The organism is Pseudomonas sp. 478 (assembly GCF_003254125.1).
GTDB lineage: Bacteria > Pseudomonadota > Gammaproteobacteria > Pseudomonadales > Pseudomonadaceae > Aquipseudomonas.
This window is the reverse complement of record NZ_QKZG01000004.1, coordinates 144,700-171,374: the sequence shown is the minus strand read 5'-3', so window position 1 is coordinate 171,374 and position 26,675 is coordinate 144,700. Positions and strand designations below refer to the sequence as shown.

At 61.0% G+C, this 26,675-nt stretch carries 25 protein-coding genes; 14 read left to right on the top strand and 11 right to left on the bottom strand.

What is annotated here, in order from left to right; all coding sequences use genetic code 11:
* The first annotated feature begins 182 nt into the window (after nt 1–182).
* The 9 genes from DFS28_RS10615 (at nt 183) to DFS28_RS10575 (ending at nt 9,655) form a co-directional block, all read left to right on the top strand.
* A complete protein-coding gene (locus tag DFS28_RS10615; RefSeq protein WP_111449706.1) occupies nt 183–1,724 on the top strand; it encodes an acetolactate synthase large subunit in 1,542 nt (513 codons plus the stop codon).
* A gap of 11 nt (nt 1,725–1,735) precedes the next feature.
* Nucleotides 1,736–3,226 carry an aldehyde dehydrogenase family protein gene (locus DFS28_RS10610; protein WP_111449705.1) on the top strand — a complete coding sequence of 497 codons (1,491 nt, stop codon included), beginning with the start codon at nt 1,736–1,738 and terminating at the stop codon, nt 3,224–3,226.
* A gap of 26 nt (nt 3,227–3,252) precedes the next feature.
* Nucleotides 3,253–4,047 (top strand): SDR family NAD(P)-dependent oxidoreductase, encoded by a 795-nt coding sequence (locus DFS28_RS10605; protein WP_111449704.1) that lies wholly within the window; start codon nt 3,253–3,255, stop codon nt 4,045–4,047.
* Nucleotides 4,048–4,059: 12 nt separating this feature from the next.
* On the top strand, nt 4,060–5,100 hold the full coding sequence (locus DFS28_RS10600; RefSeq protein ID WP_111449703.1) for a YCF48-related protein: 1,041 nt from the start codon (nt 4,060–4,062) through the stop codon (nt 5,098–5,100).
* A gap of 11 nt (nt 5,101–5,111) precedes the next feature.
* Nucleotides 5,112–5,579, top strand: a complete 468-nt coding sequence (locus DFS28_RS10595) for a VOC family protein (RefSeq protein ID WP_033062022.1) — start codon at nt 5,112–5,114, stop codon at nt 5,577–5,579.
* 10 nt (nt 5,580–5,589) lie between these two features.
* Complete coding sequence (locus DFS28_RS10590; RefSeq protein ID WP_111449702.1) at nt 5,590–6,192, top strand: amino acid synthesis family protein; 603 nt, start codon at nt 5,590–5,592, stop codon at nt 6,190–6,192.
* Between the two features lie 62 nt (nt 6,193–6,254).
* A complete protein-coding gene (locus DFS28_RS10585; RefSeq protein ID WP_111449701.1) occupies nt 6,255–7,862 on the top strand; it encodes a bifunctional 3-(3-hydroxy-phenyl)propionate/3-hydroxycinnamic acid hydroxylase in 1,608 nt (535 codons plus the stop codon).
* The gene (locus DFS28_RS10580; protein WP_111449700.1) at nt 7,859–8,638 is read left to right on the top strand and encodes a 2-keto-4-pentenoate hydratase; all 780 of its coding nucleotides are present in this window, start codon (nt 7,859–7,861) and stop codon (nt 8,636–8,638) included. Before DFS28_RS10585 ends, DFS28_RS10580 begins: the two co-directional genes overlap by 4 nt.
* A 75-nt stretch (nt 8,639–8,713) precedes the next feature.
* Nucleotides 8,714–9,655: a helix-turn-helix domain-containing protein gene (locus tag DFS28_RS10575; protein ID WP_111449699.1), complete on the top strand. Its 942-nt coding sequence runs from the start codon at nt 8,714–8,716 to the stop codon at nt 9,653–9,655.
* A 193-nt stretch (nt 9,656–9,848) separates the two neighbouring features.
* Here DFS28_RS10575 and DFS28_RS10570 read toward each other — a convergent pair whose 3' ends face one another.
* Nucleotides 9,849–10,676 (bottom strand): helix-turn-helix domain-containing protein, encoded by an 828-nt coding sequence (locus tag DFS28_RS10570; protein WP_111449698.1) that lies wholly within the window; start codon nt 10,674–10,676, stop codon nt 9,849–9,851.
* A gap of 185 nt (nt 10,677–10,861) precedes the next feature.
* Here DFS28_RS10570 and DFS28_RS10565 point away from each other — a divergent pair, with 185 nt between their 5' ends.
* The 5 genes from DFS28_RS10565 to DFS28_RS10545 are packed head-to-tail and all read left to right on the top strand — an operon-like array spanning nt 10,862 to nt 15,907.
* Nucleotides 10,862–12,001, top strand: a complete 1,140-nt coding sequence (locus DFS28_RS10565) for a tyramine oxidase subunit B (protein WP_111449697.1) — start codon at nt 10,862–10,864, stop codon at nt 11,999–12,001.
* Nucleotides 12,002–12,035: 34 nt separating this feature from the next.
* Nucleotides 12,036–12,458 (top strand): RidA family protein, encoded by a 423-nt coding sequence (locus DFS28_RS10560; protein WP_111449696.1) that lies wholly within the window; start codon nt 12,036–12,038, stop codon nt 12,456–12,458.
* A 57-nt stretch (nt 12,459–12,515) separates the two neighbouring features.
* A complete protein-coding gene (locus DFS28_RS10555) occupies nt 12,516–13,829 on the top strand; it encodes an FAD-binding oxidoreductase (RefSeq protein WP_111449695.1) in 1,314 nt (437 codons plus the stop codon).
* A gap of 12 nt (nt 13,830–13,841) precedes the next feature.
* On the top strand, nt 13,842–14,690 hold the full coding sequence (locus DFS28_RS10550; protein ID WP_111449694.1) for an alpha/beta fold hydrolase: 849 nt from the start codon (nt 13,842–13,844) through the stop codon (nt 14,688–14,690).
* Nucleotides 14,687–15,907, top strand: a complete 1,221-nt coding sequence (locus DFS28_RS10545; protein ID WP_111449693.1) for a multidrug effflux MFS transporter — start codon at nt 14,687–14,689, stop codon at nt 15,905–15,907. The genes DFS28_RS10550 and DFS28_RS10545 overlap by 4 nt, the downstream gene beginning before the upstream one ends.
* A gap of 89 nt (nt 15,908–15,996) precedes the next feature.
* Here the strand turns inward: DFS28_RS10545 and paaZ are convergent, their stop codons facing one another.
* The 10 genes from paaZ to paaH all read right to left on the bottom strand — a co-directional run bounded on the left by paaZ (nt 15,997) and on the right by paaH (nt 26,672).
* Nucleotides 15,997–18,048, bottom strand: a complete 2,052-nt coding sequence (paaZ, locus tag DFS28_RS10540) for a phenylacetic acid degradation bifunctional protein PaaZ (protein ID WP_111449692.1) — start codon at nt 18,046–18,048, stop codon at nt 15,997–15,999.
* Between the two features lie 106 nt (nt 18,049–18,154).
* Nucleotides 18,155–19,231, bottom strand: coding sequence for a 1,2-phenylacetyl-CoA epoxidase subunit PaaE (gene paaE, locus DFS28_RS10535; RefSeq protein ID WP_111449691.1), 1,077 nt, complete (start codon nt 19,229–19,231; stop codon nt 18,155–18,157).
* A 33-nt stretch (nt 19,232–19,264) separates the two neighbouring features.
* Entirely contained in the window at nt 19,265–19,798 is a 534-nt protein-coding gene (paaD, locus tag DFS28_RS10530; protein WP_111449690.1) for a 1,2-phenylacetyl-CoA epoxidase subunit PaaD, read from the bottom strand.
* Nucleotides 19,785–20,546, bottom strand: coding sequence for a 1,2-phenylacetyl-CoA epoxidase subunit PaaC (gene paaC, locus DFS28_RS10525; protein WP_111449689.1), 762 nt, complete (start codon nt 20,544–20,546; stop codon nt 19,785–19,787). Before paaC ends, paaD begins: the two co-directional genes overlap by 14 nt.
* Before the next feature lie 8 nt (nt 20,547–20,554).
* The gene (paaB, locus tag DFS28_RS10520; protein WP_003208899.1) at nt 20,555–20,836 is read right to left on the bottom strand and encodes a 1,2-phenylacetyl-CoA epoxidase subunit PaaB; all 282 of its coding nucleotides are present in this window, start codon (nt 20,834–20,836) and stop codon (nt 20,555–20,557) included.
* Nucleotides 20,837–20,863: 27 nt separating this feature from the next.
* Nucleotides 20,864–21,853: a 1,2-phenylacetyl-CoA epoxidase subunit PaaA gene (gene paaA / locus DFS28_RS10515; RefSeq protein WP_111449688.1), complete on the bottom strand. Its 990-nt coding sequence runs from the start codon at nt 21,851–21,853 to the stop codon at nt 20,864–20,866.
* 230 nt (nt 21,854–22,083) lie between these two features.
* Nucleotides 22,084–23,409: a phenylacetate--CoA ligase PaaK gene (gene paaK, locus DFS28_RS10510; protein WP_111449687.1), complete on the bottom strand. Its 1,326-nt coding sequence runs from the start codon at nt 23,407–23,409 to the stop codon at nt 22,084–22,086.
* A 99-nt stretch (nt 23,410–23,508) separates the two neighbouring features.
* On the bottom strand, nt 23,509–24,720 hold the full coding sequence (gene pcaF, locus DFS28_RS10505; RefSeq protein ID WP_111449686.1) for a 3-oxoadipyl-CoA thiolase: 1,212 nt from the start codon (nt 24,718–24,720) through the stop codon (nt 23,509–23,511).
* Nucleotides 24,713–25,162 (bottom strand): hydroxyphenylacetyl-CoA thioesterase PaaI, encoded by a 450-nt coding sequence (gene paaI / locus DFS28_RS10500; protein ID WP_111449685.1) that lies wholly within the window; start codon nt 25,160–25,162, stop codon nt 24,713–24,715. Before paaI ends, pcaF begins: the two co-directional genes overlap by 8 nt.
* Complete coding sequence (gene paaH, locus DFS28_RS10495; RefSeq protein ID WP_111449684.1) at nt 25,155–26,672, bottom strand: 3-hydroxyacyl-CoA dehydrogenase PaaH; 1,518 nt, start codon at nt 26,670–26,672, stop codon at nt 25,155–25,157. The genes paaI and paaH overlap by 8 nt, the downstream gene beginning before the upstream one ends.
* Nucleotides 26,673–26,675 lie beyond the last annotated feature (3 nt).

Genomic DNA, 26,675 nt, shown 5'->3' with positions numbered 1-26,675 from the left:
CGCCAAACGCTGGCGCAACACTACCTCAGTGAGAGAAAAACGCAATCTCCACAGCTTTTCTAGTGCAAATAAAATCACGTAAATCTCATAAAACGAGATAAACATGAATTTAATACTTGTTGAGTGAATATTTATGTGTGATAAATCTCATCACTGCAAATGCTCAAGCAAGAGGGCTGAAAATGAATGGTGCGCAACTGATAGTGAATGCGGCAGCGGCAAGCGGTATCGAATACTGCTTCGCCAACCCCGGAACCACCGAAATTCCATTGGTGGCGGCCATGGCCAGCGCACCTGCACTGAAGCCGGTGTTGTCGTTGTTCGAAGGGGTGTGCACGGGGGCGGCGGATGGGTATGGCCGGATTGCCGGCAAGCCGGCGATGACCCTGACGCACCTGGGTCCCGGGTTTGCCAATGGCATCGCCAACCTGCACAACGCGCGTCGTGCCAATACCCCCATCGTCAACGTGATCGGCGATCACGCGTCATGGCATGTCAACTACGATCCGCCGCTGGCCAGTGACATCCAGGCCTTGGCCGGGACTGTCTCCGGTTGGGTGCGCACCTCGCGCACGGCGTCGGGTATCGGCGAAGATTTGCAGGAAGCGGTGCGGGCGGCCTGGCAGGCCAAAGGGCAGATCGCCAGCCTGATTCTGCCCATGGACCTGCAAGCCAGCGCGGTGACGCACAACGGTGTGTTCGCCCCGATGCGAGCGCCGGTTCGCCGGTTTGCCGGTGACCGGGTCGAGACGGTGGCGCAGGCCCTGCGTGACGGGCAGCGCCTGGTGTTTATTGTCGGGGATGAGGGGTTGTCGGTCGCGGGTCTGGAAGCAGCGGGGCGCCTGGCCCAACTGCCTGGCGTGCGCATGTTTGCCGAGACCTTTCCACGGCTCAGCTACCGTGGCGGTGGTTTGCCAAACCTGGATCGCCTGCCGTATTTCCCGGAAGTGGCCATTGAAATCCTCGAGCAGTACGACCAGGTCGTGTGTGCCGGGGTGCCGGAGCCCATCAGTTATTTCGGCTACGAAGGCATACCGTCGCGCCTCGCCGAGCGTGAGCGTCTGCTGACGTTGGCCGATGTCGGTGACGATGTAGCCGGCGCGCTGACGGCACTGGCCGATGCCCTCAATGCACCGGCCTACGTGCCGACGCCGATGGGCATCGAACTGCCGCCCGGCCATGCCGAGCTCACACCTCAGTCCATCGGCCAGGTGTTGGCCGCATCGCTGCCGGCCGACAGTATTGTCTCCGTGGAAGGCGGCACCTGCGGCTATCCGTTTTTCACCGCCTCCGCCGGCGCCGCGCGGCACCGGGTGTTGACCAATACCGGTGGTGCGATCGGCCAGGGCATTCCAGTGGGGTTCGGAGCCGCCTTGGCGGAGCGGGGCAACCGCGTGTTCTGCCTGCAATCCGACGGCAGTGCCCAGTACACCATCCAAACCCTGTGGAGCGTCGCCCGCGAGCAGTTACCGGTGGTGATCCTGATTGCCGCCAACCATCGCTACGCCATTTTGCAGAACGAGCTGCGTCGTTTCGGCATGACCGAAATGGACCCGCAAGCCCTGCGCCTCACGGTACTCGATAGTCCACGGATTGACTGGAAGGCCCTGGCCAAAGGCTACGGCGTGCCGGCCTGCACGGTGCAAACCAATGCCGAACTGCAACGGGCGCTGGCCAATGCCAATGCCGACGGTGGTCCTTGCCTGATCGAAATGGCGCTGTGAAGGAGTCGATGATGAAACAGTTCGAAGTGCTACCTGCTGTGCAACATTTTCTGTCCCAGCCTGGCCGCCTGTTTATCGGTGGCAGTTGGCAGGACGCCGCCGCTGGCCGGCGGTTTGCCGTGGAAAACCCGGCGACTGAAGAAACCCTGACGGAAGTGGCCCAAGGCGACGCGCGTGACGTAGATGCGGCCGTTGCGGCAGCCCGCACAGCGTTCACCGGCGCCTGGGCGTTGCAGTCGCCCGCCCAGCGCGGTCTGCTGCTGTTTCGACTGGCGGACCTGCTGGATAAGCACCGCGAGGAGCTGGCGCAGTTGATCACGCTGGAGAACGGCAAACCCCTCTCAGCCGCCCGAGGGGAAGCGGCCAGTGCGGCGACCATCATTCGCTACTTCGCTGGCTGGCCGACCAAGATCGAAGGCAGCACGCTCCCTGTATCGCCGGCCAGCGGTGCGCCGATGCTCAACTACACCTTGCGTGAACCGGTGGGTGTGTGCGCGCTGATCGTACCGTGGAACTTCCCGTTGAACATGTGCGTGTGGAAGCTTGGCCCAGCGCTGGCGACAGGTTGTGTCGCGGTGCTCAAGCCCGCCGAGCAAACGCCGCTGGTTGCGATTCGACTGGTGCAGTTGATCGAGGCCGCCGGGTTTCCAGCGGGGGTGGTCAACCTGATCACCGGCCTTGGCGCTGAAACGGGCGCGCCACTGGCGCAGCATCCCGACGTGGACAAAATTGCCTTTACCGGCTCGACCCAGGTCGGTCGGCTGATCGCTCAGGCGGCCACCAGCAACATGAAAAAGGTCTCGCTGGAATTGGGCGGCAAGTCGCCGAACATCATCTTGCCGGACGCCGATATCGTGCGCGCCGCCAAAGGTGCGGCCGATGGCATCTTCTACAACCAGGGCCAGGTGTGCACGGCTGCCTCACGTTTATACGTACACGCCAGTGTGCTCGATCAGGTGCTCGAAGAACTTGAGCGGCATGCCACCGCCCATGTGCTCGGTAATGGTTTGGACCCGGCCACCAGCATGGGCCCACTCGTGTCGGGCCGCCAATTGAGCACGGTCAAAGGCTACCTGCAACGTGGTCAGGAGGAGGGCGCCGAACTGATCTGCGGTGGCGGCCGTCCCGCCCACCTGGAGCGCGGCCACTTTATTGCGCCCAGCGTGTTCCTTGATCGCGCCGAGCGTGCCTGTGTCGCCCGCGAAGAAATCTTCGGTCCGGTGCTGACCGTCATGAGCTGGACCGAAATCGACGACCTTGTGCTGCGCGCCAACGATTCGCCCTATGGCCTCGCGGCGGGTCTTTGGACCCGCGACCTGCGCTCGGCGCATCGCGTAGCGGCGCAGCTCAAGGCGGGCTCGGTCTGGATCAACTGCTGGAACGTGGTCGACGCGGCTTCGCCGTTCGGCGGGTACAAGCAATCCGGCTGGGGCCGGGAAATGGGTAAAAACGTGATCGATGCCTACACCGAGACCAAGAGCGTCTTCGTCGATCTGGCCTGATTCGAATAATCAAAAGAGGAAATGCTATGGATCTGGAATTGAAAGGCCGCGTGGCCATCGTCACCGGCGGCGGTATGGGTATCGGCAAGGAAGTCGCACGTTTTCTGTCCGAAGAGGGCTGCAAGGTGGTGATCTGCGCACGCCGCATGGAGTTTCTCCAACAGGCTGCCGAAGAGATCACGGCTCAGACCGGCAACGAAGTACTGCCGCTGTACTGCGACACCAATCAGATGTCGGCCGTGTCTGACATGGTCGAAGCGGCGCACAAACACTTCGGCCGCATCGACATCCTGGTCAACGGTGCAGCAGCGCCGTCCGGCGTGGTGCGCAATGACATTGAGCATGCCGGCGACGATGAGTTGCTGTCGGATCTCAACACCAAGGTGATCGGCTACTTCCGTTGCGCCAAGGCTGTGACCCCGCACATGAAGGCCGGCGGCTTCGGTCGCATCATCAACATCGGCGGCCTCACCGGGCGCAGCAGCAAAGTTCTCTCGGGGATGCGCAACCTGGCGATCGCCCACATGACCAAAACCCTCTCGGACCAATTGGGCCCTTCGGGGATCACGGTCAACTTGATCCACCCTGGCGTGGTGGATACCCCGCACATCCAGGAGCTGTACGAGCGCGAAGCGATCAAGCAAGGCAAGACTGCGGAACAGGTTGAGCAAGCCTACATCGACGCGACGCCGATTCGCCGCACCCTGGCACCGATGGAGATGGGCTGGCTGATTGGTTTCCTGGCGTCGCCCAAGGCAAGTGCAGTGACCGGCGAATCCATCGGTATCGACGGTGGACTGACCCGTGGCATCTTCATCTGAGGAGCAACAGCGATGAGTAACGGCACCCTTTTAGTTGCCACCGTAGGTCAAGCGGTAATCCGCAGCGCCGACGATGGCCGTACCTGGCATCGCCTGGGCCTGGGGCAGGACCTGGAATTCGACGCGATCACTCGATCCTTGAGTGTGCACCCCGACGAGCCTGAGGTGATCTACGCCGGTACGGACGTAGGCTTGTGTGTCAGCCGCGACACTGGCGGCCATTGGCAGCGGGTCGATGCGCCGTTCAACGGGCAGACGGTCTGGAAAGTCGCCGTCGATCCGCAGGACGCGCAACGGATTTTCGTCGGCACTGGCGCACCTTCGCGCGCCGTACTGTGGCGGACCCTGGACGGTGGTCTCAGTTGGGATCGAGCACCGGTGGAGATTCCGGAGTTCTGCGACGGGGTCAGCCGCCCACGGCTGCTGGCTTTCGCCTATGACCCGACCGACCGCAACCAGCTATGGTTCGGCCTTGAAGAGGGTGGGTTATTCCACTCCCGTGACGGTGGCGACAGCTGGACGCGCGTCGATGATCGACTGCTGTGGGACTACAACTCGGATGTCCACAACATTCTGGTACTGCCTAATCACGGCCAGAAAGTCATCGTGGTGGTCTGCGTCAACGCCGTCTACCGCAGCCTGGATGAAGGGCTGACCTGGACCGGCATTATCGGTCGAGAAGTGTTCGGCTTGTATTACATGCGCGCCATGAACGCGCCGTTGGGCACGCAAAGCGACCTGTACCTGAGTATTTCCGATGGCACACCCGGTACCACCAGCAAGATCCTGGTGTCCCGTGATGCTGCGCTCAGCTGGGAAGTGTTGCCCCTGTCGCAACAACCCAATTCCTGCGTCTGGGCCATTGCCTTCAACCCGGAAAACCCGCGACAGATCGTTGCGGGAACCAAGTATGGGCATTTGTTCACCTCCGAGAATGGCGGTGATGGCTGGCAGAAACAGTGGCGCGAATTCAGTGAGATCGCTGACGTGCTCTGGACCCCCGCAGTGGCGCAGATCAAGGCAGGGCATCAATCCGTGGTCAAAAAAAGCTGAGGTATCACGCGATGAAAGTCGAAATCCTTCGTACTCACTTATCGCTCTCGGTAAGTGATCCTGATGTGTCGGCACGCTGGTACGCCGACATCCTGGGCATGCATGAAAGTGCCCGGGGCGAAAGCTGGGTCATGATGGCGTTTGGTACCAAACATCACGACATCGCCTTGCTTCGTGCAGAGCCCGGCGCCCATCAGGGCGGGTTGGGGTTGCAACACTATGGATTGGAAATCGCCGGGGACATGACCACCTTGCGCCAGCTCTACGGAATGTTGCTGGGCAAGGGCGTCGAGGTTGTGAAGATCACCGATCACGAAATCGGTAATGGTGTGTATTTCAACGATCCTGACGGTAATCGCATGGAATTTTTCCTTGAAACCGAACACGACGATGCGCTCGGCAAGGCCCGGTTCAAGGCCGCTGGCGCGCCAAGCCGACATTTCAACCTGGATCCACTGGATCCACTAGACCCGCTTTGAGGCAACCCTGATGAAAACCGCAAATTTTGCTTCGTATCACATCCGCAAGTGGTACAGCTTTGTCGAAGAAACCCTGGCGAACGAAAGTGGCCAGTTGGCCGATGGCGAGCCGCTGTTCAAATATGCCGTCGCCGCCGTGATCGCCAACCCCTATGCCGGTCGCTACAGCGAGTCGCTGACAGAGCTGATAGAACCGTCGCCGCTGTTGGGCGAAGAGTTCGGTCGTCGCATTCAGGCGCTGGCCGGCTCGCGGGATATTGTCAGCTACGGTAAAGCTTGCATGGTGGGCAGCCAGGGCGAATACGAACACGGCAATGCGTTCCTGACCAACCCGGCTGCCGATCCGGTGCGCCTGGCGCTGGGCGGGGGCAAATCCTGGGTGCCGTCCACCGGCAAACGGGGCGGCCCGGGTTCAACCATTGATGTGCCGTTGGCCCACAAGGATGCACTGTATGTACGCTCCCATTACGACAGCATATCCCTGATGTTTGGCGACGGCCCCGCGCCGGATGAGGTGATCGTGATCTGGGCCTTCGCCACGCGCGGGCGCTTGCATGCGCGGCTGGGCGGTCTGCAGGCGGCGGACGTCAAAGGTATTGATGGGCTGCACTGATTTCAGGCGCATGGCTTTAGCGGCGTCGAATTAAAAACACAACAAGAAAGCGGTGAATAGCGATGAAGCAGGAGAAGACCCAAGTTGTCATTGTCGGCGGCGGCCCTAACGGGATCACGGCCGCACACTATATGGGGATGTACGGTATCGACTGCGTCGTCCTTGAACTTGCCGACGGCGTACTGCCTTACCCGCGCGCAGTGGGCATGGATGATGAAGCACTGCGCGTGTTGCAGGGAATCGGCATTGCCGAACTCGCTGTGCGCGACATGATCTGCGATGTACCGCTGCGCTATTACAATGCTCGCGGCGTGTGTTTCGCCGAGGTCAAGCCGAGTACGGCCCATTACGGCTGGCCAATGCGCAATATTTTCATGCAGCAGTTGCTGGAAGGCACGTTGCGCGAAACCCTGGAGCAGCGTGCCAGCGTTGTGTTGCGCCAAGGCCATGAAATGCTCGAACTCGAGCAGGACGGGCAGGGCGTGACATTGCAGGTGCGCGATGCTCAAGGCGAGATTTATCAACTGCGGGCTGACTATGTAATCGGCGCCGATGGCGGACGCTCTACTGTGCGTAAAAAGCTCGGTATCGAGCTGTCGGGGCTGACACATGCGCGCAAATGGGTGGTGGTCGATACGGCCAATGACACCCTCGATGCACCCTACACCGCACTGCATGCCGACCCGGAACGGCCCTTCGTGTGCATCTATCTGCCGTATCAGCAACGCCGCTGGGAGTTCATGCTCCTGGAAGGCGAAGATGAGGCGAAGATGTGTGACGAGAGCACCATTCGCGAGTTGATCCGTGGGCATATCGGCAACGCGGTCGATCAGTTGAACATCATCCGCATCCGAGCCTATACCCACCACTCCAGGGTTGCGGTGCGGTTTGTCGAAGGGCGTGTGGCGCTGGTGGGCGATGCCGCGCATATTTCTCCACCCTGGGCCGGGCAGGGCCTCAATTCCGGGCTGAGGGACGTGGCTAACGTGGCCTGGAAACTGGCGGCGATCATCCAGGGCCGTGCCTCGCACTCGATCCTCGCCAGCTACGACCAGGAGCGCCGTGGGCATGCCACCGAGCTGGTGGCCCTGGCCGACAACATGGGCGCGGTACTGGGAATGACCAACCCGCTGATGGCCGGCGTGCGCGACTGGTTGTTCCAGGCAGTGAACACTGTCGACAACCTGCGCTCACACCTGCTGGAGTTCAAATTCAAACCCAAGGCCACCATCACCAAGGGCCTGGTCTATCACGAGCGTGCCGAGTTGCGCGAGGACGATCTGGTCGGCCAGCTGTTTGTTCAACCATACATCGAAGACGCCCAGGGCCAGCGTTGTCGCCTGGATGAGGTGCTTGGCAATTCCTATGCGGTGCTGGGTTATCGGGTGAACCCGCGCGAACAACTCAGCGAGGAAATGGCCGCTTATTGGGCACGCTGGGACACGCGTTTTATTCAGGTCAATCGTTCGCGCAGTGGCATCGGACGTGGCCAGCCGTTGACGGCCTCGGACGCGATCAGCGTGGAGGACGTGGATAATCGCCTGGGTGAATGGTTCTCCAAGGTGCGTGACTGCATCGTAGTGGTGCGTCCGGACCGGTTTGTCGCCGCCATTACCACACCAGAGAGGCTTGAAGGTGTGCTGCGCAAACTGGCGGAGCAACTGTCATGAACAGCGGCAACGCGCTACTGAACCGGCTACATCAGGCGACACGCACGGTGCAAGCCATTGCGCCACTGGCCCCCGAGGCGATAGATCGGCTTGCGGGTTATGCGCTACAGCGCGAAGCGCTGGACCACCGCCAGGCCGCAGGCGAGCGACTGAGCGGGTGGAAGGTCGCCTTCGCCGGCAGCGCCGCGCAAAAACGCTTTGGCCTTGACGAACCGGTGTATGGCGGCCTGACGGATACCATGATCGTCGAGCCGGGTACCGCGGTGGCATTCTCGCGGTTGATCCAGCCCAAGCTGGAGGTCGAATTGGCGTTTGTGCTGGGGCGTGCCCTCGCGCCGGGGGACTACCGTGACGGGGATATTCTGGCAGCCATCGGCGACGTAGCACCCGCGTTCGAGATCGCCGACTGCCGTTGGCAGGGCTGGGATTTCGGAGTGGGCGCCTTTCTTGCCGACAATGCGGCGGCGGGGCTTTATTGTCTCGGACCGCGCATCCCTTTCGATCCTGTACACCACGTCGCTGTAGCGTATAGCCTGGAGTGCGACGGCGCGCTCTGCGGTAACGGTGATACGCACGATCGGGAGGACGGCCCGCTGGCCAATCTGTGCTGGCTGATTCGGCGTCTGTTGGCCGACGGTCAACGTGTGGAGGCTGGGCAAGTTGTGCTCTCCGGTGCGTTGTTGCCGCCGATGAATATTCAGCCCGCCAAGTACTGCCTGCACATGCTTGGCATGGAACTGGCTTTGGTTTTCACGGCGGACGCCGCCCCTGTGTGAACGATAGCTGCCGTCACGGATGACAGAGTCCCTTTCAGGCCGATAAACAAACGGGGCCACCGAGGAACGACGACCATGTTCGCTGAAGTTCGAACCTTCAATGACCCTCAACAACACGCTGGCTCCATCCAGGGCTGGCGGCAAGTGTATGACCAACTCGGCCGTGGCTGCCTGACCAGCGAGCTGCGGCAGTTGTCCTCTGACCGCTTTCAAATCTTCCAGGAAGTGCTGGACAAACGCGTGGTACAGCGCGGCTATGCGCCGAAAGGTCGGCTGTGCGCGGCCATGTCGTTAGGCTGCGCGCCGGTGGTGCAGGGGCAACAGGTGGGCACTCACAGCGTGGTGCTGTTGCGTGACGGCGAGGAGTTTGTGTTGCACGCCCCTGAAGGCATGCACTTCTTCGCGCTCAATGTCGATGCGGTGCGCTTCGCCAAACTGGCCGCTTTTGAATTGTCTGACGATCAGCTCAAGCGCATGAAGACCACATCCCAACTCAGCGTGGATGACGCGTTACTGTTGCGAATACGTCAGCGCATTCACCCGCTGTTTCGTCACCTTCTGGAACAGACGGACGCTATCAACTCAACCGCCGAGAAAATGCTGGAGGAAGAACTGCTTGGCGCGTTCCTCGATTTGTTCAGCCACGCGACCGATGAGGTACGTTGTCGTCGCGGTAATTTCGCCGTGAGTGCTTACCTGGTGAAGCGTTGCCAAGAGCTGATCGATGCCAGTGGTGATACACCACTGAGCATTCTCGACCTGTGCGAACACCTGCGGGTGAGTCGCCGGACTCTGCAGAACAGTTTTCAGGCAGTGACCGGAATGCGTCCGGTCGAATACCTGCGCAATCTACGCCTCAACGCGGTGCGACGCCGCTTGATCACAACCTCTGCCTGCACTCACAACATCAGTGAGATCGCGATGGCGATGGGCTTTTTTCATCTGAGCCACTTTGCCGCGCATTACCGACAATTGTTTGGCGAGTCACCGTCCGAAACGCTCAGGGCAATGCGCTAAAGACCACATGTGCGGCTGACGCTTTCCTCCCACCCGATTTCCTCTTCCAGGCTGATATTCAAGCGCTCATGAATTGTCGGTTTCGCTACGCGAAGCTGGCAACTCGGCTCGCTGGATATGCCTTGCCGTATTCGAAATACAGGGAATTACCGAGGGGGATGAAGGAGCGCGTTTGCTTTTGAAAGGGAGGGGGTCAGGCGTAGTTGATCCGGTCGGTGTAGGCGTTCTGGGCCATTTTGCGTTGATAGTCGCAAGGCGTTGTACTGACCAGTTTCTTGAAGTCGCGCAGGAAGTGCGATTGATCGGAAAAGCCCAGGTCGAGGGCCAGCTCCGAAAACGACACATCGTGTTGGGTATTGAGGGTGTCCAGAGCCGCCTGGCAGCGAATGATTCGGCAAAAGGTCTTGGGTGACATGCCGGTGTCCTGACTGAACTGTCGGTGCAGCGTGCGACTGGTGTACCCGCTGAGGTCTTCCAGTTGCTGAATACGAATATCACCGCGGTGGCGCAGTGCCTGCTGAATGACCATGGCCGTGAGTGTTGATGTTTTACCCATCAGACGGGGGGCGAGGTAGTCGTTGAACAGCCGCATCTGATCGCCCAGCAGCGGAGCTTGAACGATACTTTCGAAGATGCGCTGGGCGAACCCCGAGACCTCCAGCAAGTCGAGTTCCCGTTCGGTCAATTCTTCGGCCAGCACATTGATAAATCCGGGAATGACGCCCGGTGAAAAGCGCACGCCGAAGTAATGATGGTTCTGGTGTAACTCGACCGCTTGGGCAGCCAGCGGCGTGCCACAGATCCGAGCGGTAGGGCGAGTTGCATCACAGTCGAAAACAATATCCACGCAACCGTCCGGCACGGCCAGCAGGTTGGCCGATTGAGCCACATCGAAGGCATAGAAATGCGAGATCGCCGGGTGTTCGGAGGGCATGACCGAATACCGTGAAGAGTTGAGCACGAACCAGGGCTGTTCGTTCGCAGTGTGGTGCCTGGGAGGCGGCGCGCACTGTTTGATCATGGTTGCACCTTCGATGAGTAGCGATACGAGAGTTTTCACGCATTAATTACGCCAACAATTGCGCGCCGGCCAACCGGGCATGTCCGAAATTTACAATACTGCGGAAAAACGCGCCCTGATACTCGACGTCGACAGCGTGGAGCTGCGCCTACCGCAGCGATATCACCTTCAGCCCGAGAACTACTATGTCTACAAATACAAAAATTGACTTCATCTACCTCTCCGAGCAGGACATGATCCGCGCGGGCGTGACTGACATGCTGGCGTGCGTGAACACCATGGAAGAGATGTTCGGCCTGCTCTATGCCGGTGACTATCGCATGGCTGGGCCGAACAATGACTCCCATGGCGCGATGGTGATCTTCCCGCAGGATTCGCCCTTCCCGAACATGCCCAAGCCCACGGCTGACCGGCGCATGATGGCCATGCCTGCCTACCTGGGCGGCAGCTTTTGCACCGCAGGCGTGAAATGGTACGGCTCCAATATCGCCAACCGCGAAAAAGGCCTGCCGCGCTCGATTCTGATGTTTACCTTGAACGACCCCGACACCGGCGCACCGCTGGCCCATATGTCGGCCAACCTGCTGTCCGCTTATCGCACCGGTGCGATTCCCGGCGTGGGCGCACGCCACTTGGCACGCAAGGACTCAAAAGTCGTCGGTCTGCTCGGTCCAGGTGTAATGGGCAAGACCACACTGGCGGCATTCATCGCGGTATGCCCGCATATCGACACACTGAAGATCAAAGGTCGTGGCCAGAAGAGCCTCGATAACTTTATCGCCTGGGTTAAGGAAACCTATCCGCAGATAACCACGATCGAAGTGGTCGACACCCTTGAAGCGGTGGTTCGTGACTCCGACCTTGTTACTTATTGTAGCTCCGGTGAGGTGGGCGATCCCACGACCTACCCAATTGTGAAGCGCGAATGGGTCAAGCCAGGTGCCTTCCTGGCGATGCCTGCATCCTGCTCCCTTGACGACGGGATGGAACAGCGCGACGTACGCAAGGTGCTGGACAACACCGGTCTCTACCAAGCCTGGTTTGAAGAACTGCCCAAGCCTGCGCATCACTGCGTGCCGGTGATTGGCGTGCGCTTCATGGACATGATTGCCGAAGGCAAGATGCAACTCGATGAAGTCGAGGACATCGGCAAGATCATTGCGGGCGCTGCGCAAGGTCGAAGGAACGATGAAGAAATCATCATCATGTCAGTGGGCGGCATGCCCGTGGAAGACGTGGCCTGGGGCACGGTGGTGTACCGCAACGCCATCGAAAAAGGCATCGGTGTCACCTTGAACCTGTGGGAAACCCCGGTTCTGCGTTAAGCCATCCATCACTTATTTTTAAGAGGCATTCCACATGACAAACATCATCAAGCTCAAGACCGGTTCCCCGTTTGAAGAACAGGCCAGCTATTCGCGCCTGGTGGTCGTGGACAACTGGATCTACGTGTCCAACACCGCAGGCCGCAACCCACAGACCAAGCTGATTCCGGAAGATATCCTCGAGCAGACGCACCAGGTATTCGCCAACATCGAGGCGGCCCTGGCGGCGGTCGATGCGAGCCTGGCGGACGTGGTGTGTTCGCGGGTGTTCATCCAGGACCCCAAGGACGTGCCGGCCGTGATGGCCCTGATCGGCGAAAAGTTTCGCGGCGTTGACCCGGCCAGCACCGTCACCTGTCCACCCTTGGGGTCGACGGTCTACAAGGTTGAGCTGGAAGTGACGGCGTATCGCAATGCGTCGAAGGCGCAAGTTGAAGTCATTCGCCTGTCGCAGTAACTGTCACGCGGCCGTGCGCAGGTGCGGCCTACTTCATTCGATTACCGAGTCTTGATCATGGCACCCACAATAGCGCCCGTGAAAACGTCTACCGTGTTTCCCTCCGCAACCTCTGTCGTCATCATTGGCGGCGGGATTATCGGCCTGACTGCTGCGTTGACATTGGCCGAACGCAATATCTCGGTGGTGGTGCTGGAAAAAGGCCATATCGCCGGAGAGCAGTCGTCACGCAACCTGGGCTGGGTACGCAAGACCAGCCGCCACGCGGCCGATATTCCCCTGGCCCTCGCCGCGGACCGTTTGTGGGCGAAGATGCCTGAACGGGTAGGGGCGGATGTCGGGTATCGCCAGGAGGGCATCATGTTCGTGGGCCGCAACCCATCGCAGATGGCGATGCATGAGGGATGGCTCAAGTCGGTGGAGCATCTGTCACTGGATTCACGGCTGCTCAGCAAACGCGAAATTGGCGAGCTGGTGCCAGGTGGCGTGGGTGACTGGGCCGGCGGCATCTTTACGCCGTCCGATGCGCGTGCCGAGCCGACGCTGGCAAGCAGCGCGATCGCCAAGGCTGCCATGGACTTGGGTGTGGTGATTATCGAGCAGTGCGCGGTGCGTACGCTGCAGATGTCCGCCGGTGTGGTCAGTGGCGTGGTCACGGAGAAAGGTGAGATTCGCTGTGATCATGTGCTGCTCGCAGGGGGGATGTGGTCACGGCGCTTTCTGGGCAACCTAGGTGTGTCGTTGCCGACCTTGCCCTTGACTTGCTCGGTGCTGCGTACCCACCCAATGGAGGGGCCGACTGAAATTGCTGTCGGCGCACCTGACTTTTCGTTTCGCAAGCACAAGGACGGCGGCTTCATCATTACCCAGCGCGGCAAACTGGATGCCTTCCTGACACTCGATCACCTGTTGCTCGCCAAGCAATATATGCCGCAGTTCCGTGCGCAACGCAGCGTCTTGAACGTGTCGTTGGGTAAACCTTTTTTCAATGACCTGGCGCTTGCCCGGCGTTGGAAATCCGACAGCGTCAGCCCATTTGAACGCGTCAGGGTGCAGGACCCGGCCGCCAACCCGCGGCTCAATAACGATGCAATGAACAACCTCATTGCGGCTTGGCCGGTGTTTGAACAGGCGCGGATCGCCCAGGCCTGGGCAGGCACTATTGATGTCACACCCGATTCGAATCCTGTCATTGGTCCGGTCGCGCAGATTCCGGGGCTGACCGTGGCCACCGGCTTCTCAGGGCACGGTTTCGGCACGTCGCCGGCGGCAGGTCACCTCGCAGCGGATCTTGTCAGCGGTCATGCGCCGATCATTGATCCAAGCCCTTATCGGTTTGATCGTTTCCAGAACGGTCGAAGCCACGCATAAAGGAACCAACCGATGCCTCCTGACAGCTGTTTCTTTACCAACCGTTCGGGCTTGCGCCTGCACTTTTTGCGCTGGGGTGAGTCGACCGGCGTGCCCTTGGTGCTATTGCATGGCTTGCGGGCCTACGCACAAACCTGGGAATCGCTGGTGCAATCTCTGGGCGCGGGCTATTGCAGCTATGCCTTGGACCAGCGAGGTCGAGGACTGAGTGATTGGGCCTCGCCCGACAGTTACCACACGCAGTCGTATGTCGAGGACCTTGAAGACCTTGTAGCCCATGTTGGCTTGTCGCGTTTTGTATTGCTGGGGCACTCATTAGGGGGCGCCAACGCCCTTGAATATGCGCGGCAAAATCCGCGACGGTTGATTGGCTTGATGATTGAGGACATCGGTCCCGGCTCTTCAAGCCAGGGCGATGGTGCCGCACGCATTCGCCGCGAGATGAGCCAGACGCCTTTGCAGTTCGAGAGCTGGGAGGCGGCCCGCGCATTCTGGCAGGCTTCGCGCCCGGGCTTGTCGGAACAGGGCCTGGCGTCAAGGCTCGCTCATTCGATGAAAGAGAGCGAGGGCGTGATCACCTGGCGCCATGATCAGCAGGGTATTGCCGAGGCGCGCCTGAGTATCGAGCCGACGGACCTGTGGCCGGCGGTGCGCGCGCTGGATTGCCCGACCCTGTTCATTCGCGGCGGCCGCTCGGACTTTCTGCCGCCCTCGACGCTGCAGGCGATGAGCGCCAGCAATCCGTACGTGCGGACGGTGGAGGTCGAAGGCGCCAGTCACTATGTACATGACGATCAAGGCGAGGTGTTCAACGCTCTGGTCGCAGGCTTTCTCAAAAGCCTTGAGCTCCCGGGTCAATGAAACCCACGGCACGTCTGATCGCACTGCTGGCATCGCTGACGGCCTTTGTGCCGTTTTCCATCGATACCTATCTGCCCAGCCTGCCGCAGATCGCCACTGACCTGTCGAGCAGTACCTCCCAGGTGCAACACACGATCAGTGCCTTTCTCGCCGGGTTGTGCCTGGGCATGCTGTTCTATGGGCCGCTGTCGGACCGCTATGGGCGTCGCCCACTGTTGCTGGGCAGTCTCGTGCTCTATGGCCTGGCAACCCTTGGCTGCCTGTTTGCCGGCAGCATCGAACAACTGACTGCATGGCGATTTCTCCAGGCACTTGGCGGGGCCGGCGCGCTGGTCCTGGCGAGGGCCATCGCCAGAGACCTGTTCGGTCTGGCACAGGCGGCCAAGGTGCTGTCCTGGATGCATCTGCTGACGATGATGGCGACGTTGGTCGCGCCAATGATCGGTACCTGGCTGGTGCTGATTGACGGCTGGCGCACCATATTCGCCGCGTTGTTCATCCTGTGCGGGCTGTGCCTGCTAATGGTATGCGTGGGACTGAAGGAGAGTCTCCCGACGCAGGCGCGCGGCACCTCGCTCAAGGGGGCGTTCGCCGCTTACCCGGGCATCGTCCGACAACCTCGGGCCGTGGCGCTGATCCTGTGCATGGCACTGGCCTTTGGCGGCATGTTCGCTTTTATCACCGCCTCACCCTTTGTGTACGTCGTGTACTTCGGTGTCTCGCCGCGTACCTTCAGTTGGCTGTTTGGTCTGAACATTCTCGGCATCATCGTGGTGACCTTTATCAATGCCCGCTGGGTCACTCGCTTCGGGCCACAACGCATGCTGGGAGTGGGGGCCGTGCTGGCGGGCGTCGCAGCGTTGGCGCTGATGGTGGCGGGGTATACGCAGTGGGGCGGGCTTACGAGCATTGTGCTTTGCATGGTGCTGTACATGGGCGTCACGGGTTTGCTGGGAGCCAATTGCACGGCGAGCCTGATGAACATGTTCCCAGGGCAGGCGGGGGCGAGTGTCGCCCTGGGTATTTCGGTGCAATTCGCCAGCGGGGCGCTGGCCAGTGTGTGGGTCAGTCGCCTGGCCGATGGCACCCCATGGCCCATGTGCCTGGTGGTGGGAAGCTGTGGGCTTGGCTGCCTGGTTGCGTATGGCATCTCGATCCGTGTGCCTGTCAATCCAGCCGCTGCGCGGGATGAAGTGAGTGCGCCGCTTCGACCCTGACGTCAAGGTTTGGTATTGCCCCCGGCCTTTTGACACGCCCGCTTCGAGACATCCCCTGTCTGAGGGGGCCTGAGAAGCGGGCGTGGCGACTACTCGCGCTTCACTACCAGGGTCAAAATGTCGTAACTGGCTACCAGTTCTCCCAACTGATTGGTCACTTCCACATCCCAGGCCACCACGCCTTGCGGAATGCCTTGCGGGCTCTTTTTGCCCTGGTCGATTTTGCGTTTGCAGGTCAGGCGCGCCTGGATAGTGTCGCCGATGCCCACCGGGGTGATGAAGCGCAAAGTATCCAGGCCATAGTTGGCCAGGACCGGGCCCGGCGCCGGGGACACGAACAGGCCGGCCGCCGCCGACAGCACGAAGTAACCGTGGGCGATGCGTTTGCCGAATTGCGATTCTTTGGCGGCGATGTCATCGAAGTGCATGTAGAAGTGATCGCCGGACAGGCAACCGAAGTTCACCAGATCGGCTTCGGTCACGGTGCGACGGTGAGTCAGCAGCGATTCGCCGATCTGCAGGTCCTGGAAGAACCGGCGGAACGGATGCACTTCGGTTTCGATGACCTTGGCGCCACGCACGTATTCGCCGGTGACCGCCGCCAACATAGTCGGCGAGCCTTGCACTGCCGCGCGTTGCAGGTAGTGCTTCACGGCGCGCAGACCACCGAGTTCTTCACCGCCGCCGGCACGACCCGGTCCGCCGTGTTTGAGTTGTGGCAGGGGTGAACCGTGACCGGTGGATTCGGCGGCGGATTCGCGGTCCAGCACCAGCAAGCGCCCGTGCCAGGCAGCGGCGACCGGAATTGCCTTGGCGGCGATCTGCGGGTCTTTGGTGATCAAACTGGCCACCAGGCTGCCTTTGCCGCGAGCGGCCAGGACCAGTGCTTCGTCCAGATCGTCGTAGGCCATCAGGGTGCTGACCGGGCCGAACGCTTCGATATCGTGAGCACCGCCCTCGGCGTGCGGGTCGCGCGACTGCAGCAACGTCGGCGCAAAGAACGCGCCCTGGCTGACATTTTCGCCACGAGGTGCGAAACCGTCACGCGCACCGAACAGCAGATCGCTGCTCTGCAACAGGCTTTCAAGACGCTCAGCCACGTCTTTCTGTTGATCGTGAGAGGCCAGCGCGCCCATGCGCACACCTTCCACCGATGGGTCGCCAACCACGACTTTCGCCAGGCGATCCCGCAGGCGGGTCGCCACCGCATCGATGTGCTTGGCCGGAACGATGGCGCGGCGGATGGCTGTGCATTTCTGCCCGGCCTTGGTGGTCATTTCCCGGGCGACTTCCTTGATGAACAGCTCGAACTCTTCGTCGTCCGGCGTCACGTCCGGCGCGAGGATCGCGCAGTTCAGCGAGTCGGCCTCGGCGTTGAACGGCACCGAGTTACGGATCAGATTCGGATTGACCCGCAGCTTGGCGGCGGTGTCGGCCGAGCCGGTGAAGGTCACTACGTCCTGGCCTTGCAGGCGATCGAGCAGGTCGCCGGTGCTGCCGATGATCAACTGCAAACTGCCTGCGGGCAGCAAACCGGATTCGTCCATCAGGCGTACCACGGCTTCGGTCAGGTAGCTAGTGGCGCTGGCCGGTTTGACGATGCACGGCATGCCGGCGAGAAAGCTCGGGGCGAATTTTTCAAGCATGCCCCAGATCGGGAAGTTGAAGGCGTTGATGTGCACCGCCAGGCCGCCACGGGGTACCAGAATGTGCGTGCCGGCGAAGGTGCCGAGTTTGCTCAGCGGCATCGCCGGGCCTTCGTGGACGATATTGCCCGACGGCAGTTCGCGGGAACCGAGGCTGGCATAGGTGAACAGCGTGCTGTTGCCGCCTTCGATGTCGATCCAGCTGTCGGCACGGGTGGCGCCGCTGTGGCGGGAGATGGCGTAGAGCTGTTCTTTGCGTTCGCTCAGGTACAAGGCCAGGGCCTTGAGGCGCTGGGCTCGTTGCTGGAAGTCCAGCGCCATCAGTCCGCTGACGCCTTGGCGGCGACCGTGCTCGATGGCTTCGGCGAAATCCGGACGCTCTTCGTGAGTGCGCGCAATCTCGTGGCCATCGATGGCGCTGCGCAGCACCTGGGCACCGTGTTGGCCGATCCAGCGACCGGCGATGAAGCTTTGCAGGGTAGGGGCGTGAGGCATCGTGTTTGCTCCTGGAATCAAAATGGGCATGGCGCCGGGCCGGATAAACCGGGCTGCTTTTGTGGCGAGGGAGCACGCTCCCTCGCCACAGGTGTTCGCGTGATCTTCAGAACTGGTCGAAATCCAGCACCACTTTGTTGCTCACCGGAAACGCCTGGCACGACAGCACATAGCCGGCAGCCACTTCGTAGTCTTCCAGTGCATGGTTGCTGTCCATCTCCACTTCGCCTTCGATGACCTTGCATTTGCACGTCGAGCACACGCCGGCCTTGCACGAGTAAGGCAGTTCGGCGCCTTGGGCGTTGCCGGCGTCAAGAATGCTTTGGCTATTGCGCGGCAGGTCGAACGCCAACGCGCGGCCGTCGCTGATGACGGTGATCTGGCTAACGGCGGCATCAACCTGGCGAGCGGCCTCGCGGGCCTCGCGTTTCTGCTGGCTGCCGACCGCGGCAAACAGTTCGAAATGGATGCGTTCGTGCGGCATGCCTTTGGCTTTCAGGCTGTCGCGCACGGTTTCGGTCATCTCCTGCGGGCCGCAGATGAACGCGGCGTCGAGGGCTTTGACGTCGATCCAGCGAGAGAACAGCTGCTCGCATTTCTCGGCGTTGATCCGACCGTTGTACAGGTCGACATCCTGCTGTTCGCGGCTGAACACGAAGATCAGGTTCAAACGCTGCAAGTAGCGGTTTTTCAGGTCTTCGAGTTGTTCGCGAAACAGCGCGCCGGAGCTGGAACGGTTGCCGTACAGCAGCGTGACGCGGCTATGCGGTTCGGTTTGCAGGGTGGTCTTGATGATCGACAGGATCGGCGTGATGCCGCTGCCCGCCGCGACCGCGAGGTAGTTGCCATGGCGAGTCGGGTCGAGGTCGACATGAAAGTGCCCGGCTGGTGGCATCACCTCCAGGCTGTGCCCGGCCTTCAACTGCTCATTGGCGAACGCCGAGAAACGTCCACCCGCCACACGCTTGATGGCGACACGCAGTTCGCCGTCGTTGACCCCGGTGCAGATCGAGTAGGACCGGCGTACTTCTTCGCCGTCCATCTGAGTACGCATCACCAGGTGCTGGCCCTGGGTGAAGTGAAAACTGTCTTGCAGGTGCTGGGGAATCTCGAAGGCGATGGACACCGCGTCACGGGTCTCGGTGCGCACGTCCTTGATGGTCAGGCTGTGAAATTTACTCATTATTGTTCTCCAGCTGGGACGGCCGATCGCCGCTCAGATGCATTTGAAATAGTCGAACGGTTCCCGGCAATCGACGCAGCGGTACAGCGCCTTGCAGGCGGTTGAACCGAACTCGCTGAGCACTTCGGTGTGCGCACTGCCGCATTGCGGGCAAACGATTACCGGGCTTTCGCCGAGCAGACTGCGCTTGCTGGTGCTGCCGTCGGGCGGCGCAATGCCGTAGGCGCGAAGGCGTTCGCGACCGCTGTCGGTGATCCAGTCAGTGGTCCAGGCCGGGGTCAATTTGCGTTCCAGGTGTGGCGCCTTGAACCCGGCCGATTCCAGCGCCTCGCGGATGTCGCTTTCGATCACTTCGGTGGCGGGGCAGCCGGAGTAGGTCGGCGTGACCACCACGTGCAGGTGCCCGGCCTGCCAGTCGAGATCGCGAACGATGCCCAGGTCGACGACGCTGACCACCGGCACTTCCGGGTCCATGACCTGCGCCAACGTCGCCCAGGCAGCGGCCAGGTCGGTTGGCTGAACCGGCCGTGCGCCCTGGTCGCTGGCGATCAGCTCACCAGGTCGCATCGGGGTACGCTCGTGGCAGTGATTGCATCTCGGCCAGCAGAATGCCCAGGTGTTCGCTGTGCAAACCGCGGCGGGCATTCAAGTAGAAATAGCTCGGTGCAGCCGGCACGGGCAGGGTGGCGCTGGCGAAAATCTCGCTGACCTTGGCTTGCCAGGCCGCGGCGACTTGCGCAGCGTCCGGGGTGAGACCGGCATCGCACAGGCGTTGTTCGCTGTCGTCAGCACTGGTCAGCTCGACCGTGAAACGCCAAACCTCAGGGATGGCCGCGAGCATGCGCTGATGACTTTCCTCGGTGCCGTCACCCAGACGCTCGACCCATTCACCGGAGCGGCGCAGGTGATAGGTGACTTCCTTCACGGCTTTGGCGGCAATCCCGGCGATGCGCTCATCGCTGGACTGGCTCAGGCCGCTGAGTATTTGCAGGTGCCAGGCGTCGTAGAGAAATTGCTTGAGGATGGTCACCGCGTAGTCGCCGTTGGGTTGTTCCACTAGCAGCAGATTGCGATAGGCGCGCTCATCACGACGGAACGCCAGGTGATCGGCATCGCGACCGTCGTTCAGCAGTTCGGCGGCGTATTCCAGCCAGTTGCGTGCCTGGCCCACCAGGTCGAGGCCGACGTTCATCAGCGCCAGTTCTTCTTCCAGCGCCGGGGCCTTGCCGCACCATTGGCACAGGCGCTGGCCCTGGATCAGGGCGCTGTCGCCGAGGCGCAGCAGGTATTCGATCAGATCAGTCTGCTTGTTCATGGTCGACCTCACATGTGCCCGACTTCGGCCGGCAGCTCGTAGAAGCTGGCGTGGCGGTAAACTTTGTCGTCCGCCGGGTCGAACAGCGGGTCTTTTTCATCGGGTGACGACGCGGTGATCAGTGCCGAAGGTACGACCCACAGGCTCACGCCTTCGCTGCGGCGGGTGTACAACTCGCGGGCGTTCTCGATGGCCATGGTGGTGTCGGCGGCATGCACACTGCCGACATGCTTGTGGTTGAGGCCGTGCTTGCTACGCACGAAAACTTCGAAAAGGGTCCATTCAGACATATCAGTGACTCCACATCAGGTGGCCGATCAGGCGGCGTTCTTGTTTTGTTTTTTGCGAGCGTGAGCGACTGCGGCTTCGCGGACCCAGGCACCGTCTTCAATGGCTTTGCGACGGGTTGCAACGCGTTCCTGGTTGCACGGGCCGTTGCCCTTGAGCACTTCGTAGAATTCGTTCCACTGGATTTCGCCGAAGTCGTAATGGCCGCGCTCGGCATTCCACTTCAAGTCCGGGTCGGGGCAGGTGCAGCCCAGCAGTTCCAGCTGCGGGATGGTTTGGTCGATGAAGCGCTGGCGCAGTTCGTCGTTGCTCTGGCGTTTGATTTTCCAGGCCATGGACTGGGCGCTGTTTGGCGAGTGTTCGTCGCTCGGGCCGAACATCATCAGCGACGGCCACCACAGGCGATTGATCGCGTCCTGGACCATGTCTTTTTGCGCCTGGTTGCCATGACGCATCATGGTCAGGAGGATTTCGTAGCCCTGGCGCTGGTGGAAACTCTCTTCCTTGCAAATCCGCACCATGGCCCGGGAGTAGGGGCCATAAGAGGTGCGTTGCAACACCACCTGATTGACGATCGCCGCGCCGTCCACCAGCCAGCCCACGGCGCCCATGTCGGCCCAGTTCAGCGTCGGGTAATTGAAGATGCTCGAGTACTTGGCTTTGCCGCTGTGCAGCTTGGCGATTTCTTCATCGCGGTCGGCGCCGAGGGTTTCCATGGCGCTGTAGAGGTACAAGCCGTGGCCGGCTTCGTCCTGAATCTTCGCCATCAGTTGCAGTTTGCGTTTGAGCGATGGCGCGCGGGTGACCCAGTTACCTTCGGGCAGCATGCCCACGATTTCCGAGTGGGCGTGCTGGGAGATCTGCCGGATGAGGGTTTGGCGATAGGCATCTGGCATCCAGTTTTTGGCTTCGATCTTGATTTCTGAATCGATTTTTTCCTGGAAGGCGCGTTCCTGGTCGGACATCTCCGACAGGTCTTTTATGCGCTTGACGCCGGTTTCTACGAGCTGTGCGTACATGAGGGGCTCCCGCCGTGAATCTTCTTGATGGCATGGAGAACTTTATAAGCGATACATAAATTAATATCAAACACAAAATAACGTGTCGTATATGTTTTTGTATCGCTTCGGGATGAGTGGTCGCTTTGGGAGAGGTGGTTATGTGTGTGGCCCATTTCTCCGGTAACGGATATGTACAAAAAAACCCAAAAAAAACCCCGCAAAAAGCGGGGCTATAAAGGGTGCAGCAGTCATGCTTTCGGGCGTTTGTCCAACACGTGGCAAGCCTTGCCCTCAGACCGCTTGATCGAATGCAGAGGCTGCAAGACGATCCGCGTACTGATCCCGATATACGTCTTGATATGCCGACTCAACTCGGCGGCGACAGCTCTCTGCTGATCATCTCCCAGATGCTGATGCTCAGCCTTCAGCTCCACATGCACATCCACGCTGTCCAAGTTGCCATTGCGATACAGATGAATCTCATAACACTCCGCAAGCTGTTTGATTTTCAGTACCTGCTCCTCGATCTGCGTCGGAAACACGTTAACCCCGCGAATGATCAACATGTCATCACTGCGCCCAGTGATCTTGTCGATACGCCGCATCGGCCGCGCAGTGCCCGGCAACAGGCGCGTCAAGTCGCGGGTGCGATAGCGGATCATCGGCAACGCTTCTTTACTCAGCGACGTAAACACCAGCTCGCCCATCTGCCCGTCCGGCAGCACTTCACCCGTGACCGGATCAATGATTTCCGGGTAGAAGTGGTCTTCCCAGATCGTCGGCCCGTCCTTGGTTTCCGCACATTCCATGGCGACGCCTGGCCCCATGATTTCCGAGAGGCCGTAGATGTCCAGGGCGGTAATGCCCATACGCGCTTCGATCGCGCTGCGCAGTTCGGCGGTCCAGGGTTCGGCGCCGAAGATGCCCAGGCGCAGGGCCAGTTTGTGCGGGTCGATGCCCTGACGCTCGATTTCATCGGCGATGTTGAGCATGTACGACGGGGTGACCATGATGATGTCGGGTTGGAAATCCTTGATCAGTTGCACCTGTTTCTCGGTCTGCCCGCCGGACATCGGAATCACCGTGCAGCCCAGGCGCTCAGCACCGTAGTGGGCGCCGAGTCCGCCGGTGAACAGGCCGTAACCATAGGAAATATGCACTTTGTCGCCACGTCGGCCACCCGCCGCGCGGATCGAGCGGGCGACCACGTTGGCCCAGGTGTCGATGTCGTTCTGGGTGTAGCCGACGACGGTCGGTTTGCCGGTGGTGCCACTGGAAGCATGCAGGCGCACGACGTCATGCATCGGCACGGCGAACATGCCGTAGGGGTAGTTGTCGCGCAGGTCGGATTTGGTGGTGAAAGGAAACTTCGCCAAGTCTTCCAGCGACTTGATGTCATCCGGGTGCACGCCCAGCGCATCGAAGCGTTGACGGTACAGCGGCACGTTCTGGTACGCGTGTTTCAGGCTCCAGCGCAGCCGATCCAGCTGGTGCTGACGGAGTTCGTCGATGCTGGCGGTTTCAATCGGGTCCAGCACTGGATCAAGCACGGCTTTGGCAATTGGCATGTTCATAACTTCACTCGAATTATTTTTGTGTTTCGGCCCTTTCGCACAAGGGCTTAGAGTGCATGCCCCAAGGATACCTCTCGGCTCCTAGGGAATCGCGGTTCTTTAGTCGGACAGGCGCTCGATGATCAGCGCGATGCCCTGGCCAACGCCAATGCACATGGTGCACAAGGCGTAGCGACCCTGACGTTCTTCCAGTTCATGCAGGGCGGTGGTCACCAGCCGTGCGCCGCTCATGCCCAGCGGATGACCGAGGGCAATCGCGCCGCCGTTGGGATTGACCCGCGGATCGGTGTCGCTCAGGCCGAGCTCGCGCAACACTGCCAGGCCTTGGGCGGCAAAGGCCTCGTTGAGTTCGATCACGTCCATGTCGGCCAGGTTCAGGTTCGCCAACTCCAGTACCTTGCGCGTCGCCGGTACCGGGCCTATGCCCATGATCCGTGGTTCGACCCCGGCAGTAGCCATCGCCACGACCCGGCCGCGAGCCTTCAGGCCGTGACGTTTAGCGACTTGCGGACTGGCCAGCAACAGTGCGCAAGCCCCGTCGTTGACCCCGGACGCATTGCCGGCGGTGATGCTGCCGCCTTCGCGAAACGGCGTGCCAAGCTTCTGCAACTGCTCAAGTGTGGTGTCAACCCGCGGGTGCTCGTCATGCTCGACCACCTTGGCCGGTCCTTTGCGCTGGGGGATTTCTACCGCGACGATTTCTTTGGCAAAGCGGCCGCTGGCCTGGGCTGCGGCGGCGCGCTGCTGGCTGCGCAGGGCAAAGGCGTCCTGGTCGGCGCGAGAAATGTTGAACTGCTCGGCGACGTTCTCGGCGGTCTCCGGCATGGAGTCGATGCCATAGATTTTTTTCATCAGCGGATTGACGAAGCGCCAGCCGATGGTGGTGTCGTAGAGCTGCGCATCGCGGGAAAACGCCTGCTCGGCCTTGCCCATCACCAGCGGTGCACGGGACATCGATTCGACACCGCCGACCAGCATAAGACCGGCCTCGCCACAGCGAATCGCCCGGGCGGCTGTGCCGATGGCATCCAGCCCGGAACCGCACAAACGGTTGAGCGTGGTGCCCGGCACGCTGACCGGCAACCCGGCCAGCAGTGCCGACATGCGCGCGACGTTGCGATTGTCTTCGCCGGCCTGGTTGGCACAGCCGTAGATCACATCGTCGACGGCATTCCAGTCGACCTGCGGGTGACGGCGCAGCAATTCGCGCAGCGGCACCGCGCCGAGGTCGTCGGCGCGCACGCTGCTCAAGGCTCCGGCGTAGCGGCCGATCGGGGTCCGCACCGCATCGATGATCAAGGCGTCATTCATTCGGGTTCTCCTGCGTCAGCACAGCGCCGCGCACTTTGTAGGATTTGCCATGGAACAGCGCGATGAGCTGGCCCTGTTGGTTTTCAATGCGTACGTCGTAGTTACCGGTGCGACCGGAACGGCTTTGCTCGGTGCAATCGGCCGTCAAGGTGTCGCCCAGGTGTGCCGGGGCGATGTAGTCGATGCTGCAACCGATGGCTACCGTGGCCTCGTTGTAGCTGTTGCAGGCAAAGGCAAACGCCGAGTCGGCGAGGGCAAACAGGTAGCCGCCGTGGCAGGTGCCGTGGCCCTGGATCATGTCGGCGCGCACGTTCATCCCTACGCGGGCACAGCCGGGCGCCGCTGAGAGCAGGCGCATGCCCATCGCCTGGCTGGCGGCGTCGCGCTTGAACATCGTTTGCGCGCAGGTGCTGGCCAGGTTCATCGCTTCGTGGTTAGTCATGGAAATTTCTCCCTTCGGCGACCCGGCGGCGCAATAGCAGCGACGGCCGATAGCGTTCTTCGCCATAGTTGGCTTGCAGGTTTTCCAGCACGTTGAGGATCTGCGAAAGCCCGATGGCATCGGCCCAGGCCAGCGGGCCTTGGGGGTAATTGACCCCGGCGCGCATCGCCAGATCGATGTCGGCGGCCGAGGCAACGCCATGCAGCAGGGCATCGGCGGCTTCGTTGGCGAGCATGGCGACGGTGCGCAACACGGCGAGGGCCGGGCTGTCGCTGAGCAGGCTGACTTTGAATCCCGCCTGTTGCAGCAACGCGACACCCTGTTCGAGCGCGCAAGGTTCGATGCCTGCCGAACAGCTGATAGCGATTCGGCTGGCCTTGCCGTAGTCGAACGCCAGGTCGAGCAGGATCAGATTGCGCAAGCCATCTGCGTTGGCGCGCTCACACGCCATGCGCCCATCGCTCAAGGCCAGCACCGCATCACCGACGCGCAGCAAACCCTGGCCATCGCGCTGGACGACGTCGATGCCGTACTCGCGAAAGCGCGAAATCAGAGCGTTTGCGATGCCCAGATCACCTTCTGCAACGCAGGTTTCAACGGGCCATTCGCTGCTGATTGAAGTGGGCTGCGGGCGCTCGGTGCCTTCGGCATAGCTGTAAAACCCCTGGCCGCTTTTGCGCCCCAGACGTCCGGCATCTACCAGTTCTTTCTGGATCAGCGACGGCAGGAAACGGGTGTCGCCGTAATAGGCGTCGAACACCGAGCAGGTCACGGCATAGTTGACGTCATGACCGATCAGGTCGGTCAGTTCGAACGCGCCCATCGCAAAACCACCGGCATCGCGCATCAGTGCATCCAGCGTCGGGCAATCGGCAGCGCCTTCCTGGAGCAAACGCAAGCTCTCGGCATAGAACGGCCGGGCCACGCGGTTGACGATGAAACCTGGCGTAGAGCGGGTGTGTACCGGTTTTTTGCCCCAGGCCCTGGCGGTGTCGTACAGACACTGGGCCAATGCCGGATCGCTGGCCAGGCCCGAAACAATTTCCACCAGCGCCATGATCGGGGCGGGGTTGAAAAAGTGCAGGCCAAGCAAGCGTTGCGGATGATTCAGCTGTGCAGCGATGCTGGTAATTGACAGCGACGAGGTATTGCTGGCGAGAATGCAGCGCTCATCACAGATACTTTCCAACTGCCGGAACAGGGTACGTTTGACCTCGAGGTTCTCGACGATGGCTTCGATGACCAGTTCACAATCGGCCAGCGCTTCGATGGCTTCCACGGCTCGCAGGCGGGCGATGGTCGCCGTGCGCGCTTCGGCCGCGAGTTTGCCTTTCTCGACCCGTTTGCCCAATTGCCGATCAATACCATCGATGGCCAGAGCGGCAGCGCCCGGACGGTTGTCGAGCAACAGCACCGGATGGCCGGCCTGTGCAGCGACCTGAGCAATGCCTGCGCCCATGGCGCCGGCGCCGATGACCGCGATGCGCGCGTTAGTGTTCAGTGCAGTCATGAC